Source organism: Spirochaetota bacterium, assembly GCA_034190085.1.
Lineage (GTDB): Bacteria > Spirochaetota > UBA4802 > UBA4802 > JAFGDQ01 > JAXHTS01.
In genome coordinates, this window is record JAXHTS010000012.1 from 20,936 (window position 1) to 39,520 (window position 18,585).

Sequence of the window (18,585 nt, forward strand, 5' to 3'; positions counted from 1 at the left end):
GATAGTGAAAAAGGCCACCCTATACTTGCCTATTGCAAATAGACTTCTGATACCATAGTGAGTTCTTACCCCTCTCCATCTTCGAATAAATACACCCACAATAGTTTTGCCTATAAAATCCATACTTCTTTGAAATCTCCATGGCTTTTTTATATCCACTCCCCTTTTTAAAATTAGCCTCAAAAAATTCTATTCCATATTTTTGCGCCAACTCCTTGCCAATCCTGTTTATTACATCAGCATCCTTATGTGGACTTATTGACAGGACTGTTCCGACCATGGATATCTGTTTTTTTTGGGCAAAACGAAATGTTCCTTCAAGTCTGATCCTGTAGCATTCCCAGCATCGTTCAGACCTCTCACCAAGAAATCTATATCCCCTTATGGAGGTGGTCCATCTTTTATTGTCATACTCACCAATATATATTTCAAAATCCTTTATCCTAGAAAAACGCCTAAGCTCCTCCAATCTTTTATTATATTCGAATTCCGGCGCTATATTAGGATTATAAAAAAATGAGATGATATCAAAGGATGGCAGCAACTCTTTATACACATTACCAAAACATGGAGCGCAACAGGTATGTATTAGAATACTATTTTTCATGAGTTATCCAACCTACGAAGCCGATTTCTCTTCACATTTTATTGCATATCGTATTTCAAAGGGCTATTTATATTACATTTTGCTCTTAGAACTTCTTCCCAACATCCATACGGACTATAAGAATAATAATTTTTACTTAATCAACAATAAATTTTACAAATGCTAAAAGAGTAAAGATAAAATGCAATAATAGGGTAGATCTTCCACGATTTAATATAATGAAATGAAAAACATAATAAAACTTCATTTTATCTTTGACAAATGTCATTGATCACTGATTAACCAACAATATATTTTACTTCTATAAAAAGTGAATGTATTCCTTTTTGACTCATCATACCGCCTTAAAAATGGGGGTACGCTTCCTTGAGTCAAAATGACAATTTATCTTGTTAATTGTGGCAATTCTCGATAAATATATAAGATATATAATTTAGTCTATAATGAAAAAATCTTAAACTACTCTCTAAAGCAGGAGTGAAAGAGAATGGATATATATAAAATTTGTGGAGGCAAGAGTTTAAAGGGAGAGGTCTCAATATCTGGAGCGAAAAATGCAGCCCTTCCGATAATAGTAGCTAGCCTTCTTGCTGATGGTGAGACTGTACTTAAGAATATTCCATATCTGGTTGATGTAAAAACCATTCTAGAGGTTATGGAATACCTTGGTGTAGAATCAGAACTCAATCACGAAAAAAATACATTAAAGATAAGAGTCAATAGACTAACAAATGCCGAGATACCCTATGACCTTGTGAAGACAATGAGAGCATCGATATATGTTATGGGGCCATTATTAGCAAGACTCGGTGAGGTGGATATTTCTCTTCCAGGAGGATGTGCTATAGGGGAGAGGCCAATAGATATCCATCTTGCTGGATTCGAATCTCTGGGCGCACAAATTGATATTGAACATGGATACATTAAGGCAAGAGCCAAGAGGTTGAAGGGAGCCAAGTTTATTATGAGAAATGTATCAGTAGGCGCAACAGCAAATATTATAATGAGTTCGGTTCTGGCAAAGGGAGAGACAATTCTCGAAAACTGTGCAATAGAACCGGATATCGTTGATCTTGGCAATTTTCTCATTAAGATGGGAGCTCAAATTGATGGTCTTGGCACAGACAGACTCATTATCAGGGGGGTTAAAAGCCTTAAGCCTGTCACCTACTCAATAATACCTGACAGGATAGAGTCTGGCACTTATTTACTTGCAGGCGCAATTACAAGGGGAGATGTTAAGATTACCAGGATGAGACCTGATCATATTACTTCTCTTCTTAATATTCTCTCTGAGATGGGCTTCCAAATTGAGCAGGGTACAAATTGGATAAGGATTAGGCCTTCTGATACACTAAATGGCGCGGTTATAAGGACATTGCCCTATCCAGGATTCCCAACAGATCTGCAGGCTCCCATACTATCCCTCATGTGCACTATTCCGGGAATAAGCGTAATAATTGAAACGATCTTTGATAAAAGGTTTACTCACATCGGTGAACTTCGAAGAATGGGGGCTGATATTACAACAGAAGGTAATGTTATAATCGTAAAGGGTGTGGAGGAATTGACCTCAGCTACAGTTATGATGTCGGATCTCAGGGCAGGCGCAGCCCTTATTCTTGCCGCACTATCCTCTGAGGGTGAAACAGAAATAAGAAGAATTTATCATTCAGATAGGGGTTATGAAAAATTAACAGAAAAGTTATCATCCCTTGGCGCCGATATTATAAGAGAAAAAGGAGGAAAGCCTTAATGATTAGGGGTTTATACACAGGCGCTAATGGAATGATATCTCAGCAGGCCAGGATGGATGTTGTTTCCAATAATCTTGCCAATGTTGATAAGACAGCCTATAAGAGGGACATCACCATCTTTAAGGCATTCCCTGATATGATAATCAGACGGACAAATGATGATGGTCTTGGAATAGTACCCGCTGGCTCTTATGATACAATGCCCTTTGTTGGAAAACTTGGAACAGGGGTTGAGGTAAACGAGGTCTACACTCAATTTGGGCAGGCGCCCCTAAATAGGACTGAAAATTCCTTTGACCTCGCCCTTGATGGAAAGGGATTCTTTTCCGTTCTCACTGAAAGGGGCGAAAGATATACAAGAAACGGCGCTTTTACAATCAATAAGGATGGCCTACTCGTCACTCATAATGGAAATCCCGTGATAGGAGAGAATGGACTTATAATAATCCAAAAAAATAACTTTATCATCAATGAAAAGGGGGAGGTGATCGTAAACATGGCCCTTTCCTCAGATCCCCGTGATGTAGTTGGTATTGATAACAATAATTGGGAAGAGCCAGTAGTAATTGATAGATTAAAAATCGTGGATTTTGAGAACATCAGAGAGATAAAAAAAGAAGGGGATTCTTTATATAGAGAAACAGAATACTCAGGACCACCTCATCAACTTGTAAGCGCAAAGGTCCTTCAGGGATTTCTGGAGAAGTCAAATGTCAATGTTGTGAGGGAAATGGTTGATATGATAGAGGTACAGAGGAGCTACGAGGCAAATCAAAAGAGTATTCTATCCCATAATGAGGCCTTGGGTAAGCTTATCAATGAGGTTGCGCGCTAATATTAGCATAGGGGTTAGGATCTACAAATTTATCTCTGTTTTGTTTTTTATCATTTACATCAAAACAACACCTGATATCCAAATCTTCCACAAAATCACCGATCTCTAATACCGCATTCAACTTACCTTACAGGAATCACAAATAACCCCGGTCTGAAATTATATACATTGAATATTTATCAAATAGATGATGGAATGAGCTAATCCGCAAAATATCCGACTCCTGAGTATAGACCTTTTTTCTTGACAAAGAAATAAGAATATTTATATAATTCACCAATATCCCAAGTAACATGATTAGGTATTTTCTTCATCATTATCTTTTTGAGTAGAAGTGTGTTGTTGATCCATTATATATATAATGAAATTATTACTATCATGCATCTCAACTTCCTTTAAGCTATTCGATATTATACGCTTATACCCATATATCTTATTAATTCTAATTCTATTTTTTACAATATCCTGCCCGAATGTAGGTTACTCACAAAGGACAAAGACAAGCATTAAAGCTGGAGAACAGAGAAAAGCCGAAAAGGGCTTAAAGGACAACAGATATTTCTTTTATTTTATTGATTCTTCTATTACCAACCTAGGAACAGAAGAGGAGAAAAGGCTCTTCAAAGAGGCTATCCAGAGGGATATTATAGCCCAACTTCTATATATGAAATTCCTATTCAAAGAATCCTTTAATGAAATCAGGAAAGCCCAAAGTATCCTCATCAATCTCTATAGAATAACCCTGAAAAGGGATATATCAATTACAAGGAATCTCCTAAATGGCTTTGCACCAATGTCAATTGAATCGAATAATAACAAGGCTATCCACTATCTCAGATTGGGATATAGGGATATGAGGGTTTCCGAAATCTATTTAGGAATGGCGGACAACTACAGAGAGAGCCTTTACTCCATGCGTCTTTATAAATACGTAAAAGCCATTAAAAAGGCTAAACACGGCAAAAGATATGCTTTCCTGTCCATGATCGAGTGCAAATCACTCCAAGAAGGGAGAAAAGCAATTGCACAACCAAGCTATGAGAATATCGAAAAGATAATAATGAAACTAGCTCCTCCTGAAAAGGTAGAGTATTATAGACTAATACATCAGGATAATTACTATATTTCAAAAGATGATAAATCCTTTTTCGATCTAGTATGGGAAAACCCAGTTATACATGAGATACAGGATTATCAGAGATATTTAGATGAAGTCGAAATAGCCGATGAATAATAGTATACTATTAGTACTCTACATCAATCAACTTTAAATCTCAGAATTTGTCATTTAGACTGAATTTATCTATACTTGGAATCATAGATATATCACTCAATGTAAGGAGAACATAAACTTGAAAAAGCTTAGCCTTATCATATTATTATCCTTCATAATAACATGTTCAAATAAACAGATAAAGGGTAAAGACCTATCTAAACTCGGTTTTTATTCATCACCCGCTAATATAATAAACAAATTAAAGGATGGGAAAGAGAATTATAGGGAACATTTTATGTTAGGGATTGCATACCAAAAAAATGGCAATCACAAAAAGGCAATACTACACTATGCAAATAGTTGCTTCAAATACAGGCGTAAAATGAAATTGAAACTCTATCCCTTTCCGGTTTATAAATTCGTTAGAGGGTTTTTTCATTTCAAATCCGAATATTATGATAATTCTATTTATGAGATCGCTTCACTTTTTTACTTATACAGAGAGTATGAGTATGTAGTAAAATTCATAAATCTCATTAGAGACAAGGGAACAGCCGTTTATAGAGATGGAATCATATTAAAGGCTAGGGCCCTTGTGGAACTGAAGAAATCCAAGGAGGCTATTACAAATCTCAACAAAATACTGAAGGGCTATGAAGATACTAACTCAAAATCAGCGATTCATATTAGGATCGCGTCAATATATGAGAGGGAAGAAGATTGCAGCAGCGCATTACAGGAATATCTTAAGATTATCAAACTAAATCAGAAGAGCTGGCAATCAGAAATAGCATCCTCAAGGATAATAGAGACATATGATGGATGTGATTATAATCTCAACCATAAGGAGAGGACACTCCTATCAACATCCCTTTATAACAATTCAAGATATAAAGAATCAATTAAGATTATTGAGGATATGCAGGCGAAAGCTATAGGGACTCAATTGGAAATGGAAGTAAATGAGTTGTTAATCAAATCCTATGTCAGAATACGGGAGATCGGCAAGGCTAATTTATTGATTAACAAATACAAAAAGACCTCAGCACTCTATTACAAATTACTGAAAATTAAGGCTGATGAGTTGTGGGATGCGAGAAGAAAACATAATGCTGTAAAGGTATATAAGAAGCTATTATCCAATAATATCGAAAGTATACCCAGGGATGCATTGAAGAGGGTTGCGCTATTCATGCAGGATCGTAGGGTATCTGGCTTTACCAGATACTTGAAGGAATATATCAGAAAATACCCGAATAATAGAATATCAGAATATTTTCTATGGCTATTAGCAAAAGAGAGGATAAGGAGATCTGAATTCAAAGCGGCCATGGGTTATTTGGAAAGAGCAATAACAAAATTCCCTGACGGGGCATATTCTGGCAGAAATAGATTTTGGCTATATAAGATTTTGATCCGTGAGAAGAGGCATAGGGATGCTGCGACAATAATTAAAGACCTCGTTGTCAGAAACCCTGATTCATCATATACATGGACACTTATAGAACGAATCAATAAAAAATACTCAATTCAAAAATTAGAGGAATCATTCAGTTCATCTATAGAATCAAAAAATGTTGATAATTCCCTCTATTATCATACCCTACTCTTTTTTATAGAAAGAGATTTGGGGAAAAGGGATAGCAGAATAAAATCACTCGACTTTGCAGGGATCAGGGCTTATAGCGATTTAGAAAATGATATAAAGGAATTGAAAATCAATTCAAAATACAATAAAATCATAAGGGGTCTGGACAAATATTTCGCTATTGGAAATATTGAAGGAATAAATAGGGATATCGGTATAATCCCTGATGATGAGGAATCTGATATTGATAAAAAAATTGCGCTCGCCCATTATGGAGATTTATATAATAACCATTACTTAGCCTTAGCCTCAACAGCGGCGTTGCTTAAACACAAAAATCTAAAAGAAAATTTTGCCATCCTTCCTGTTGGTTCAATTAAAAAACTCCTTCCTAGGGCATTTATAAATATTGTAGAGGAATCGAGTGCAAAAAAAAATCTTGAGAAGGAGGTAGTCTATGCGATGATGAAGGCTGAATCTGCCTTTAACCATAGGGCTGTCTCCTCAGCAGGGGCTGTAGGATTGATGCAAATCATGCCTAACACTGCAAAGGGAATAGCTAGGGATCTAAAAGTAGATAATTATGATCTTACGGATCCATTAACATCAATAATCTTCGGCACACAATATCTGCATTGGTTGGAGTATTATTTTAAAAGTAGTTATCGGGACAGCTTTGAAATGATTGTTGCTGGTTATAATGCAGGCGCAGGCAATGTAAAGAAGTGGCAGAAATCCCAAGAATATGAGGATATAGATTATTTTGTTGAATTCATCCCCTTTGATGAAACGAGGGGTTATGTATTAAAAACCCGAAGATTTTTTATTCAATATAAACTTATTATGCCTATTATGACTGTATATTAAAGAATACAATAGAATATAATGGGGGGATAATGATGAGATCCGCAATTGTAATTCTGATATTAGTTATGTGCCTGGATTTGAGAGCTGAAACCGGTTTGGGGAAAATCATTCAGATTACTGGTGATGTTGATATCACCTCACTTTCTACAAGAAGAAGGTTAACACCTAAAGTTGGAATAGAAATTAACAAAAATTACAAAATTCGAACAGGTAAAAGAGCATTTATTGAGATCCTATTAAATAATGGAACAAAAGTATTCATTAAGGAAGTCTCAGTCTTGAATATAAATGCAGTAAAAATGACAGAAAACGAAGCTCCAACAAGAATAAAAATGTTAACAGGCAAGGTTCGAATTAGGGTAAAAAAATCCTTTAGGAGCAGAACGCTAATTCTTACAACACCCACATCCATTGTAGGCGTATCCGGAACAGATTTTGGAGTTATTACCAGTAAGCACGAGACCAAGGTCATAGCATTTGAGGGAGCGATTCACATAGCCAGCTCCAATCGCAATATTATAAAAGCTATTAAATTATCTCCCAGGGAGGAATCCCGTATACTTTATAACAAACCACCTGAGGAGCCTGTTGTTGTGCCTCCAGAGATACTGAGATCCTGGCTTGATTATTATGAAGTGGTTGATAATAAAAAAATTGTTATAAAGGGGGAAGAGGAGAAGGGCCTAATTGACAGGATTCTAAGGAAAAGAGGGTTCTAAAATAATCCATCAATAGATTGATCTTCAACGGCACAGAATTAAGCATTAAACCGACTAATTCTCCCCTCTATAATCATCCATCTTATCTATCCAAATTATTATACCCAATAGAAAGCTCTGGTATACTATTTCCTATTCAGTTATGTAAATCAGTAATATGATAGATCATCAAACAATAAAATTAATTCTCTTTCTCCTTAGAAATATATACTTTATTATGATTATCTAATATATCCTTCTTAAATCTCTCTGGCAGAGGGACTTCAAGTATCTCATATAACTCGAAGCACTTACTCTTTGCTCTTCGATAATAGGTGATTGCATCGATTGGTCTTGACCTTACATAGTAATCATTAGCCTTATTTATTCCAAATGATGCTCCTCTCACTGCTGCAGTAGCAGTAGGATTCGGTTTCTCCCCCTTTAACGAGTTTTTTATATTATACTTAACATTCATTTTAATTATCTCGGAATGCAGTCTTTCAGTTTCATCTTTATATGTTTTAGCTAGCTTAGCAGCTACCCCATCTATATCTTTTCCGTTCTTTGTAAACAAATTTGCAGATTCCACTAATTTATTCTGGAAATACAGCGCGCTCGCTTCTGCAAAGGCATCTACAAGTTTATCGAACTCTTCCTTCCCTCCGCCATAGTTCATAATTGAGGTATGCATTAGTTTAATCTTCTTGAAGTTGTCATAGCTCAATCTCATTATTACCGAAATTGGCTTATATAGGGGATTGAATTCCCTATTAGTTGTTTCAATCTGAGCATGGCTTTTAAGTGGGATAAAGATAACAGTGATAAAAAATAAAAGTACAATAAATCGAAATCCTTTTATCATAGCAAACTCCTTTATAAAACAATCCTTCCATTGATTATTTTGCAGCACCCTTTTGTCTATTCCAAAAACTACATCCCAGTAATCCTTTGAAATACCGATGCTGTAAAAATAAAAGGTATTATCATTATTTACATTTTCGGTTATTATATCTAAATTATGTTGGAAAAATTTATTAAGTCAAGTAAATTTGTCCCGTTTTTTCTCACTGGAGCAAGTTTATATGGAATATATCTATCTTGTATCTGTTTTTAACCACATTCCTATCTTAATAAGCTACTCCGCTTATTGATTATATCATGTTTAATTACCTGATACTAAATAGATTCAATCCCTTACCAATGATCAAATCGTGAGGGAATATTTTTAGCATAGGATATAATAAAGCTTTAGATAATAACAGAATATAATGCTTGAATTTATTATACTGATTATTTAAGGGTACATCATTATGGAATACAAGACTGCAATAATTAAATCAGTGAGTTCAAATAACATTTATAATAAAAAAATCTGCGGTTTATATCCGCTTGAAAGGAATATTCGTATTTTATTCTCCATAGGCTTTGATAAAATATATCTAGATCTTTCAGTTGAGGAAAATAATTTTTATACAAAAAAAATAGAAAGACATCTTAAGGGATTGAAGGATATTATAGTAAAGGAAAAGAGGGATACAGAATTTACTCCTGAATATCTGATAATTCCTTCAACCTTATTTACGCAATCCAGTTATTTTTCTAATCTTAAAAAATTTTTTATCAAAAAGAAAAATATTATTACTCCAATATTAAATGATGATCAATTTTTATTATTAAATAAAATTGACTATAATAAAGCAATAAAGCTAATAAAAAAAAATATAATTGAAAATACGGATGGTTATATCGCCAAAAAAATCAATAAAAAGATATCCCTTCCAATAAGCCTTTTGCTGACCAAAACAAGAATTCATCCAAACATTTTGACAATCATTAATATGCTTATTGGTATAATGAGCGCCGCTCTTCTACTATTTAATACCTACTGGCATATCGTATTAGGAGGAGCCTTTTTCCAACTTGCCTCAGTAATGGATGGTGTAGATGGCGAGGTTGCGAAATTCACATATAAGACAACAAAGATTGGAGGATGGCTTGATACAATAAGCGATAACCTAACCCTCTTATTGTTCCTTACTGCCACATCCTATTTGAGTATTATCAACAAAGGGGGATTAATTACTAGCATATATATAGTCATTATCTTTTTATGCTTCTCAACCATGCTGATAATTATGATCAAATACCTAAAACAGCATAGCAAATCTGCCTCACTCCTTGCCTATGATAAAGAATTCCTACAAAAACTTCCACACAGCGACCCACTTGTTGCTTTTATTCATAATTTGAAATATATGTGGAGAAAGGAATTTTTCGCGCTGTTCTTTTTCTTAATCTGTCTGACGGGGAAGATACATATTATAATTATCTCTACTGCTATCGCCCTTTCACTTGGAACATTTGCGCTTATTAGTATGAATATTAAATACCTGTAACAGGATCAGTATAAACGACCTTTACTGTAATGAAAACTGAAACAAATGTGCTGAGAGCCAAGGAGAAGAGCAACGCAATGTTCATACCGTGTGATATAGGCTATGCCACTTCTGTATATTTTATATCAACTGAAACTGGGATGCTGAGCTTGATATTATTCAACAAGGATTTAATTCATTAGTTTGCGAAGCTAAGGATGACAAATCTATTGCAAATAATTATTATACACCATAGCCTTAATTATCATAAATTTTATTAATTTTTAAAAGTCAATTATCAATTCTAAACACTTTTGTAGATCATTCCACCATGGTCGATGACCAGCATTTTAAATTATCTCGATAGAAGCATTGTTCATTTGATTGACTTTCGGGTAGTAATTGGAAATTCTGCTTATTGTAATTTCTGACAATCATCAATCAAAGGTTGATAAGAGAGAATAATCAAAGTGAAAACTGATATTTATTATTTTAGCAGCACTAAATATTCATTAACAATAGCAAAAAAACAAACAGCGGTATGGAAGGATCAAATTAAACTCCTTGATGCTTCATTCAAGGTTGATGACAATAGTAATGGATGTGGAATTTGCAAACAGATATGCCCTATAAATAATACAACTCTCGAAGATGGCAGGCTTGTATGGCATCATAATTGTCAATTCTGTTTGGTTGTTTGCAGTGATATCCCCAAAAAAACCGATTCAATATGGGAAAAAGGCCATTGGTGTAAAACGATGACATCACCCTGATGTTACGGTAAAGGATATGAAAAAAAAAAAGAAAGATTTATTCTTGATCGATGAACCAAAAAAATATCTTTAATGTAAAGATCTATTTTTTGAGTGGCACAGGCAATTCCTATCGTGTTTCAACCTGGATTGAAAATATTTCCAATAAATATAACATTGATGCACGTATTTATCCAGTTGAAAAAATAATGGATGCAACTACGATTGAAGATGGGAATGATAGCCTGATTGGTATTATCTTCCCTACCCATGGATTTACTGCACCTTTGCAAATTTTGAAATTTTCATTGAAACTCCCCCGAAGGAAACAGACAAATGCATTTTGTATTGCTACGAGAGCAGGATTAAAATTTTGAAAAGTCTTTACACCTGGGATAAGTGGGAGCGCAACATTTATTATTACTCTCATTCTAACAATCAAAGGCTATAAAGTTCGTGGATTGAAAAGCGTTGACATGCCGTCAAACTGGTTCATTCTTCATCCAATACAGGGATTAGAAAGCCAAAAGGCCATAATCAAAAGGAGCGAAACTAATGTTGCCAATTTTGCGACAACCATACTCTCAGGCAACAGCGTTTTGTTCACGCTGAATAATATATATGAATTGATAATGGGGGCTGTCCTTTTTCAGATTTCAATTGGATACCTACTTATAGGTAGATTCTCATTTGCAAAGCTTATCTTTGCAAATGAGAACTGTAATGGATGTGAAATATGTAAAAAAAATTGTTTTGTCAATGCCATAAAGTTACATGGAAAGACAAAGAAGATGCCTTTCTGGAAATATAACTGTGAAAGCTGTATGAGATGCGCTTCCCTCTGTCCCTAAAATGCTATTGAAGCAGGCATTCATGGGGAGTGATTCTTTATATAATATCAACAATCCCAGTTTCAACATTTCTTTTTTCATACCTTGGGAACCTTATCCAATGGATTGAGTTCTCCAAAAGTCACTGGTTTGGTAATAATATAAACCTTGTATATTTTTATGCTGTTATTTTTTTTTCATACTATATTTTTCATGCACTATTACGAATACCAGTTGTCAACTGGTTCTTTACTCATACAACATTCACTCACTTCAGTTACTGGGGCCGTTACAAAGAACCAGAAACAGACCTCAGGCAAATAACAACTCATAATAACACAATGGACAATGTCTAAATCGAAAATATATTCACCTTTTTCTAAAGAAATTCAGCAAGGCCCAGTATCTCCTCACTAATATCCGAGACTTGCTCGCTTCCTGATGCATCGGGCTGAGCCAGTTCATTCATGCTAGTAATCGACTGTATATCTGATACAACGAGCTTTTGCTCACTAGCGGCACCTTTAACGCTATCTGACATTTTCATCACCTGGTTTGTTACTTTATTTACAGAATTATTTGTTTCAAGCTGCTTCTCCCAAAAAGCATATATATATTAGTCATCATTTCATTTTATTTATACAGAAGCTGGATAACACCATATGATAATAATCCCTTGTGAACGGCAATCCTCTGTATCAGTATAGCTATCACTATTTTATATTTTTTACGAGTCACGGAAGACGAGTATATTTTTCGGATGTGAGATTGCCTATAACGATATTATGAGAAACAACTTAGTTGAGGCTATGCTATGTTAATAGCTTCTGAAGAAATTTGAAAAGATGATCACCGTTAAAACTGGGGCGCTTGAATAATCCCATTATAACTACTCAATCTCTTGGGAGTATCAAATTGATACCAAACCTGAATAGTGGTGTAATACATAATATCAATTCAAGATTTTTTTGAAACCAAATCTTTGAAATATAATATAGTAACAGCCATTACTATAATAGCTGACAAAGCAATCATTGATAAATTCCCCAATTCAAACCATTTCATATCATATTTAGAGAGCGCTCCTGGAATTGATTGTTCAAAAAAGCCTTTGAAGGTAACAAAGACAACCAAATTTAGACGAAAGCTTTCAGTTACATTACTTTCACAATCGTTGAATCATTTTCGAGATTTTAATCCCAAGCTTAGACATAAGGTCGTTTGGCCTTTTCCCGCTTACTTCTCTCATCTTTGTGATTTTATTTGATTCCCTGGTGATATTTGTGATAGATTATCAATTCTTGTTGATTTCTTTTAGGAGTCGGCTATTGTTGCTCCTATCAAATAACAATATATAAACTGATCTATCGAAGGAGGTCTATTATGGCTGAAGAACTTGAGCAGGTGAGTGTTGATTTGACTAATGATAAAGTTCAATTCACTGGCATCTCACAATCCAATCCTGACAACCCAATTATCTTCGATTTTTTCCCTCCCATTGGTGATGGACAAGGTTTCAATGGTCTTGAACTATTGCTAATGAGTTTTGCAGGATGCAGTGGCACAACTATTGTGTGTTTGCTGAGGGATATGGGTAAGAATGTATCTGGCTTGAAAATAAATGCAAAGGGTATAAGGCGAAATCAGCTCCCAATCAAATTTGAAAAAATACTTCTCGAATTTATTTTAACCTCCGATGATACGCAGGACAAGGACATTCAAAAAGCAATTCAACTGGCTGAAGAATCTGTATGCCCTGTGTGGCAAGTGATGAAGAACAATGTTGATGTAACAACCGAATACAGGCTTACCGCTTCACAAGAGAGGTAAGCAGAGAACAGAATTATGACTTAATCAAAGAGAGCATTGACTGATAAAAGAAATTCTTAATTGGCTGTGGGTTATGGCAAATTCATCTATGGCATATTTCATGATCCATAAAACCGATTAAATATTGACATAACTTTTTTATAATTATTCAGTAAGTAAATCCTATCAATTAAATTAATAGGGAGGCTCATATTATGAAAGTATTAGCCCTTAATTCAAGTGCACGATCAGAGGGTGAGAGCAAGACTAAGTTAATGCTTAATCACCTAGTTAATGGAATGCTGGGGGCAGGAGCTGACGTTGATGTTGTAAACCTTGCGGGAAAAGAAATTAAAAAACTGTGTGGGATGCTATACATGTATGACTAAAAACCCTAGGAAATGTGTGCTCAAGGACGACATGACAGGGGATCTCTTCCCAAAATGGCTGGAATCCGACCTGGTTATATATGCCACACCTCTATTTCATCACACTGTCAATGCAATCATGAAGACCTTTATAGAGAGAACTTTTCCCATTTACGAACCCTTCATCCTAGAAAGGAAAGGACGCTGGGTTCACCCCCTTCGAAGGAAGCACCCTGCGGCTGTGGTTCTTTCTGTATGCGGTTTCCCTGAAAGGTCCGCCTTTGGTAGCTTGATGCATTATGCGAAATTTCTTTTTGAAGATCAGGAAGAAGGGAGACTATGGGCTGAAATCTACCGGCCTGGTGCCGAATTTATGTACGCAAACATAGATAAACAAAAAGATATACTCGACGCCACCACTCAAGCTGGAAAGGAACCCGTGGAGACTTACAGGATTTCCCCGGAAACACTGGCACGTATAGAACAGCCACTATCTGATAATACTTCTGATTTTGTAAAAATTGCAAATTGCATGTGGGGGAGCTGCATTGCCGAAGGGATAACCAAGAAAAAATTTGCAAAAAAAGGCATGATGCCCAGGCCCGATTCAGTCGAAACTTTTTTGCTCCTAATGCCAATGGGATTTAATCCTGAAGCTGCGGGTGATACAAAAGCGACATTGCAGTTTGAATTTACAGGCAGGGTGGAAGACGTATGTCATCTCATAATCTCAGATGGAACGATCAAAGCAAAGGAAGGGAAATCAGACAAACCAGACCTAATAATAAAAAGCCCTTTTGATATGTGGATGGATATCGTAACCGACAGCAGACGGCACAGAGATGTTTATAGCAGGGAAATATGAAGTGGAGGGGAACACAGAATTCCTAGAGATGGGAAAATTTTTTAAAAAATAGGAAGCGAATTAGCCTGTTTGTGTATTCAGATACTTTCATAGATATATCCCTTTGGGCATAGAAGCGGTCATTTAAGGCAGATAGATATTCCATGGAAATTACCCTACCTAATGACATTGCCATCGGCGTGAGGTTTGACATCTAATGTACGAAAAGCTATTCACAAGAATTATAGGTTCGTCTCTACTACTGCAACTGAATATCCAGTTCTTTGCTTATCGATAGAGATAATTTTAGAAACGAATCTCTCGTAGCACTGATCCAATCTGATAAAACCATTTTATTTTGAGTTACAGGTTCATGAATCTCAATCGTATCATCTGACGGTATCATCCCAAGAAGCCTGGATAATTCTGCAATCTCTGTTATGATTTTTGTTTTCTCACCTTTAAATTTTTCCTGTGGGTGGTTCATTCCACTTTTACCTCCTTTTATTATTTATAACCGGCAGTTTTTTCTTCAATTCATCAGCACAAAGAGAGTGATTAACTGCCATTATAGAGCACAGCGAATTACAGTCAGGTGAGGCAATGTAAGCCGGACTCATCCCTGCATTGCTGTGTTTGAAGTAATTCCTGTAGCTTAACAAAAAAATCATTTCGCACCTTTTACATATGAAATGCTTCTCTATAATCAACTATATTTGTCTTTACGCTTAAACCTTTTTGATTGAACCTGTAGCGCATAGGAATTGATCTGTTTTTTCCGAAATCACTTTTTTTGCCGCGACCCTCTTGAACGTCTCGTTATACTCAGCTTTAATTATAGGTTCTTCAAAACCTGCTCGATCGCCTGCTTGTGTTTTGCTACGTAATCGCAACTCGGTTCTTCGTCACACTTTCTACATTTTAGATCATACGCGGAATTAATGCTCCGGCACTGGGGACAGGTGTAGTTTTCTTTAATTTCCTTTAGCCAGTGTTGATAACCGATATTCTTAATCCGCTCCAGGTCGTCCCAAAGCTCTATCCGATGAGGTCTCTCAGATTGAAACTGTTTCAAATCATTGCATGGATACTCCACACATTTAAAACAAAAATCGATTCCTCGTTCAGCAGCGCAGGCGGACATTTTGCATGTCTCGCAATAAGGTCCTCTCTTGGACGACCGGCATCCATAACACTTCATAACTTCCTCTGAAAGCTGAAAACGTGCTGCCAGTTCCTTAAGTCTTATCGGGTCTTCCATCGTGGCAATGAACAATGTGCATGCCTCGCAGTAAAGGCCACATACAGCAGCTAAACTCTTATCTAACTCTCCTGAGTGATTTTCTTTTTTTTGCATGACTGTTCCCCATCTTTAATTTTAATTGATCTATTATTTGCCTTTAGCACCAAAACGTTCAAGCTCACCAGTGATTAGGAAGTACTACAAAATCAGTGTCCGGTGCAGCGCCCTGTTCGGCAAGGTCTATCTTCCCATATCCGGCTTAAATAACCTTCGCTACTACTGATATGCGTCGAATAGCGGCAACCGACCCCCAACTGAGAATCAATGTGCCTATGAACACCATCATTCCCTTAATGCTGGGAGCAAGGGCGCTTCGCAACAACAAGTACTGAAGCCAGGTTACAAAAACGTAGTGAACAACATAGATTCCGTATGAGTTTTCGCTCAAGCTGTCCAAAACACCCACTCGCTGTTTTACAAACCGAAGAAAGAGTCCAATCATCCCGAATACAGTGGTCCCGCAGCAGACTACGAAAGCAATCTCACTGAAAATGGTTCGCTCTATATCAGATACAACTACGAGCATGATGATAAACACAATGAAAGAGATCAGGCCCATAGTTAACCACACCCACCAACGCTTGGCGAGCACGCCATCAGATCTGAACGCGCTGCGGTCAAATCCGCATGCCCCAACCGTGGTGCCCGCAAGGAAGTACACAAGATAGAGCAATATTCGGCTAGCCTGTGCATTAAAGGGCCCGATTCCAATCCACTCCAACGGTCCGTAAATGATTGCAATAGGCAGATACGCGGCTATTGAGATTCCAAACAATGCACCAAAAAACGCTAAGGGGTGATCAAGGATGATAGTCAATCGCCCTCTGATGAGACCTCCTGGGTAAGGAGCAACTCGGTACATAAGGGTAGCCAGGCAGTTGAAAGCCAGCAGCAGCCATAAAAACCAAAGGGGACCAGCGGTCCTGAAGCCGGATCGGACCATTCCGAACCAGAATGCGCTATAGCTGAGGTCTGCTCCGGTAATCAGTCCTATTTGAAGCTGCGCCGGGTAGTAGGCCAGGGGAATCAGGAACAAAACACCGATGACAAAGGGAAGACCGAGCCCTGTCAGGCGATCTCTAAGGAATTTCCGGGCGCCCTTTCTCGCTAAACTCTGCCAGACAAACATGCCGGAGATCAAGAACAGCAACGGCATGAAGAACGTTTCGTTAAACGCCACAATCAAATCAAATCCGATCCACCGCTGCTCGTTTACAACCGGATTGGAATTCGCGATCGGGTTCTCAAAATTGATGAAAGCGTATTTGGTGTAGGCGAGAATCGCGTGCTGGAACAGCACAAGAGTAACTACAAACGCGCGTAGATAGTCGAACTCGACCTTCCGCCCAGATACTTCTGTCAAATCGAATGTTGCGCTTGCTTCATCCTGCTTGTACTCAACCGCACGAATCATCATAACAGTAGACCTTCCAACCGAGTCCATATATTTACGCTTTAAAGCGAATTACCCGATGGTGCACGACCTAATTTTGCCAAATAAGTTAGTATATTATTTTCTGTGTAACTAAAGATTTATATAATTATTAGCGTAGATTTTTCTAAATATTCACATGTATGTCAACTAATTTTATCTGCATAACACGCTGCAGATTACAATCCGCAGTGCGATGGCACAGTGCGAAACGTCCGTGTCATCACAATAATAACAATCTATAGGAATAATCCTTTGTATCGGTAAAGATATAATTTTTTTATTATTAGCTAGTCAAGGAAGACGTGTATTTGTTTCGGGGGTAGCATTGCGTATAACAATTAAATATGAGCAGGAGTTATCCAAAGAATTGCGTATTATGTTATATGTATCGCTTCAATTAAATCTGGGAATTTTAAGAATATATGAATCCAATATAATAATATTTAAATATTTATAAAAATATCTACCCTAATAATAGAAAGGAACAACATTATTGAAATCCCTGTAATATTCATTGCTCTTGATTTTTATGCTCCAATTTTTTCCCAGACTGCATTCTCTCTAACAGCATATCTATCTCATCTTGATCCAACCACTCATCAACATGTTGAGGATTAGAATCAGTATCTACATAAAACAGTTGAAGTGCCATAACTAATTCTTCTTTAGATATTACGCCTTGTGTAACTAATATTTCACCTATCAGCCTTTGAGAATTATCTTTCTGAAGTTTAACCGCTTCATCTAAATCCTTCTTTGTAATTATCCCATTCTCTATCATAAATTCGCCGATCTTATAATCTCTTTCAGTATCCTTATTCATAATTATTACTCCCTATCTCTGAATCATTAGCAATAATTTTGTCATTACTATTAAGTGAAATAAATATCAATGTATCCTCAATATGAATGTTGCTATTTCATCAGGCTTCTTTAGGAGATATTTCAGCTTAATTACTTCTATTTATTTTTCCAAGCTTTTATGAGAAGGGAAAAGGATTACTTCAACAACCCAGCATCAACGAATTTCAACCACTTGTGAGAATTACTTTGTCCCTCCATGATAATCGAATTCAGTATTGAAAGATCCTCCTACAAATACAGGTTCACTTAATAATTCAATCTCTTCAATTTATAAAAATCTCAATCCAGATAAATCTTTTAAGTAAAGAGAATATTATCTATATAATTTTATACTTCATAAATAACAAAATGTCAACATTTAAATGATTCTTCTATATTATTATAGATGGGATATTAATAGACTAAAAAATAACATTAACAATGTTCACTGATTA

19 protein-coding genes are annotated in these 18,585 nt (G+C 36.2%); 12 read left to right on the forward strand and 7 right to left on the reverse strand.

Annotated features, from left to right (window positions below; all coding sequences use genetic code 11):
• Positions 1 to 19: 19 nt before the first annotated feature.
• Positions 20 to 607, reverse strand: coding sequence for an epoxyqueuosine reductase QueH (locus SVZ03_02180; GenBank protein ID MDY6933016.1), 588 nt, complete (start codon positions 605 to 607; stop codon positions 20 to 22).
• A 487-nt stretch (positions 608 to 1,094) separates the two neighbouring features.
• On the opposite strand from SVZ03_02180, the gene murA reads away from it, so the two are divergent.
• The 5 genes from murA (at position 1,095) to SVZ03_02205 (ending at position 7,589) form a co-directional block, all read left to right on the forward strand.
• Positions 1,095 to 2,363, forward strand: coding sequence for a UDP-N-acetylglucosamine 1-carboxyvinyltransferase (gene murA, locus SVZ03_02185; GenBank protein ID MDY6933017.1), 1,269 nt, complete (start codon positions 1,095 to 1,097; stop codon positions 2,361 to 2,363).
• Complete coding sequence (gene flgF, locus SVZ03_02190) at positions 2,363 to 3,199, forward strand: flagellar basal-body rod protein FlgF (protein ID MDY6933018.1); 837 nt, start codon at positions 2,363 to 2,365, stop codon at positions 3,197 to 3,199. Before murA ends, flgF begins: the two co-directional genes overlap by 1 nt.
• A gap of 361 nt (positions 3,200 to 3,560) precedes the next feature.
• The gene (locus SVZ03_02195; GenBank protein MDY6933019.1) at positions 3,561 to 4,433 is read left to right on the forward strand and encodes a hypothetical protein; all 873 of its coding nucleotides are present in this window, start codon (positions 3,561 to 3,563) and stop codon (positions 4,431 to 4,433) included.
• Positions 4,434 to 4,551: 118 nt separating this feature from the next.
• Positions 4,552 to 6,870 carry a transglycosylase SLT domain-containing protein gene (locus SVZ03_02200; protein ID MDY6933020.1) on the forward strand — a complete coding sequence of 773 codons (2,319 nt, stop codon included), beginning with the start codon at positions 4,552 to 4,554 and terminating at the stop codon, positions 6,868 to 6,870.
• A 29-nt stretch (positions 6,871 to 6,899) separates the two neighbouring features.
• The gene (locus tag SVZ03_02205; protein ID MDY6933021.1) at positions 6,900 to 7,589 is read left to right on the forward strand and encodes a FecR family protein; all 690 of its coding nucleotides are present in this window, start codon (positions 6,900 to 6,902) and stop codon (positions 7,587 to 7,589) included.
• 181 nt (positions 7,590 to 7,770) lie between these two features.
• On the opposite strand, the gene SVZ03_02210 is transcribed toward SVZ03_02205, so the two are convergent.
• Entirely contained in the window at positions 7,771 to 8,433 is a 663-nt protein-coding gene (locus SVZ03_02210; GenBank protein ID MDY6933022.1) for a hypothetical protein, read from the reverse strand.
• A 448-nt stretch (positions 8,434 to 8,881) separates the two neighbouring features.
• Here SVZ03_02210 and SVZ03_02215 point away from each other — a divergent pair, with 448 nt between their 5' ends.
• The 4 genes from SVZ03_02215 to SVZ03_02230 all read left to right on the forward strand — a co-directional run bounded on the left by SVZ03_02215 (position 8,882) and on the right by SVZ03_02230 (position 11,549).
• Entirely contained in the window at positions 8,882 to 9,967 is a 1,086-nt protein-coding gene (locus SVZ03_02215) for a CDP-alcohol phosphatidyltransferase family protein (protein MDY6933023.1), read from the forward strand.
• Between the two features lie 449 nt (positions 9,968 to 10,416).
• Positions 10,417 to 10,719, forward strand: a complete 303-nt coding sequence (locus tag SVZ03_02220) for a hypothetical protein (GenBank protein ID MDY6933024.1) — start codon at positions 10,417 to 10,419, stop codon at positions 10,717 to 10,719.
• A 50-nt stretch (positions 10,720 to 10,769) separates the two neighbouring features.
• A complete protein-coding gene (locus SVZ03_02225; GenBank protein ID MDY6933025.1) occupies positions 10,770 to 11,075 on the forward strand; it encodes a hypothetical protein in 306 nt (101 codons plus the stop codon).
• Between the two features lie 18 nt (positions 11,076 to 11,093).
• Positions 11,094 to 11,549: an EFR1 family ferrodoxin gene (locus SVZ03_02230; protein MDY6933026.1), complete on the forward strand. Its 456-nt coding sequence runs from the start codon at positions 11,094 to 11,096 to the stop codon at positions 11,547 to 11,549.
• Between the two features lie 358 nt (positions 11,550 to 11,907).
• Here the strand turns inward: SVZ03_02230 and SVZ03_02235 are convergent, their stop codons facing one another.
• Entirely contained in the window at positions 11,908 to 12,069 is a 162-nt protein-coding gene (locus SVZ03_02235; protein MDY6933027.1) for a hypothetical protein, read from the reverse strand.
• Between the two features lie 842 nt (positions 12,070 to 12,911).
• On the opposite strand from SVZ03_02235, the gene SVZ03_02240 reads away from it, so the two are divergent.
• From SVZ03_02240 to SVZ03_02250, 3 genes are all read left to right on the forward strand, one after another.
• The gene (locus tag SVZ03_02240; protein ID MDY6933028.1) at positions 12,912 to 13,358 is read left to right on the forward strand and encodes an OsmC family protein; all 447 of its coding nucleotides are present in this window, start codon (positions 12,912 to 12,914) and stop codon (positions 13,356 to 13,358) included.
• 194 nt (positions 13,359 to 13,552) lie between these two features.
• Positions 13,553 to 13,726 carry an NAD(P)H-dependent oxidoreductase gene (locus SVZ03_02245; protein MDY6933029.1) on the forward strand — a complete coding sequence of 58 codons (174 nt, stop codon included), beginning with the start codon at positions 13,553 to 13,555 and terminating at the stop codon, positions 13,724 to 13,726.
• Complete coding sequence (locus SVZ03_02250; protein ID MDY6933030.1) at positions 13,719 to 14,570, forward strand: NAD(P)H-dependent oxidoreductase; 852 nt, start codon at positions 13,719 to 13,721, stop codon at positions 14,568 to 14,570. Before SVZ03_02245 ends, SVZ03_02250 begins: the two co-directional genes overlap by 8 nt.
• Positions 14,571 to 14,808: 238 nt before the next feature.
• Here SVZ03_02250 and SVZ03_02255 read toward each other — a convergent pair whose 3' ends face one another.
• The 4 genes from SVZ03_02255 to SVZ03_02270 form a co-directional block, all read right to left on the reverse strand.
• Positions 14,809 to 15,036 carry a hypothetical protein gene (locus SVZ03_02255; protein ID MDY6933031.1) on the reverse strand — a complete coding sequence of 76 codons (228 nt, stop codon included), beginning with the start codon at positions 15,034 to 15,036 and terminating at the stop codon, positions 14,809 to 14,811.
• Positions 15,037 to 15,384: 348 nt separating this feature from the next.
• Complete coding sequence (locus SVZ03_02260) at positions 15,385 to 15,906, reverse strand: DUF3795 domain-containing protein (GenBank protein ID MDY6933032.1); 522 nt, start codon at positions 15,904 to 15,906, stop codon at positions 15,385 to 15,387.
• 145 nt (positions 15,907 to 16,051) lie between these two features.
• Positions 16,052 to 17,269 carry an acyltransferase gene (locus SVZ03_02265; GenBank protein ID MDY6933033.1) on the reverse strand — a complete coding sequence of 406 codons (1,218 nt, stop codon included), beginning with the start codon at positions 17,267 to 17,269 and terminating at the stop codon, positions 16,052 to 16,054.
• Between the two features lie 529 nt (positions 17,270 to 17,798).
• Positions 17,799 to 18,110: a hypothetical protein gene (locus tag SVZ03_02270; GenBank protein MDY6933034.1), complete on the reverse strand. Its 312-nt coding sequence runs from the start codon at positions 18,108 to 18,110 to the stop codon at positions 17,799 to 17,801.
• Positions 18,111 to 18,585 lie beyond the last annotated feature (475 nt).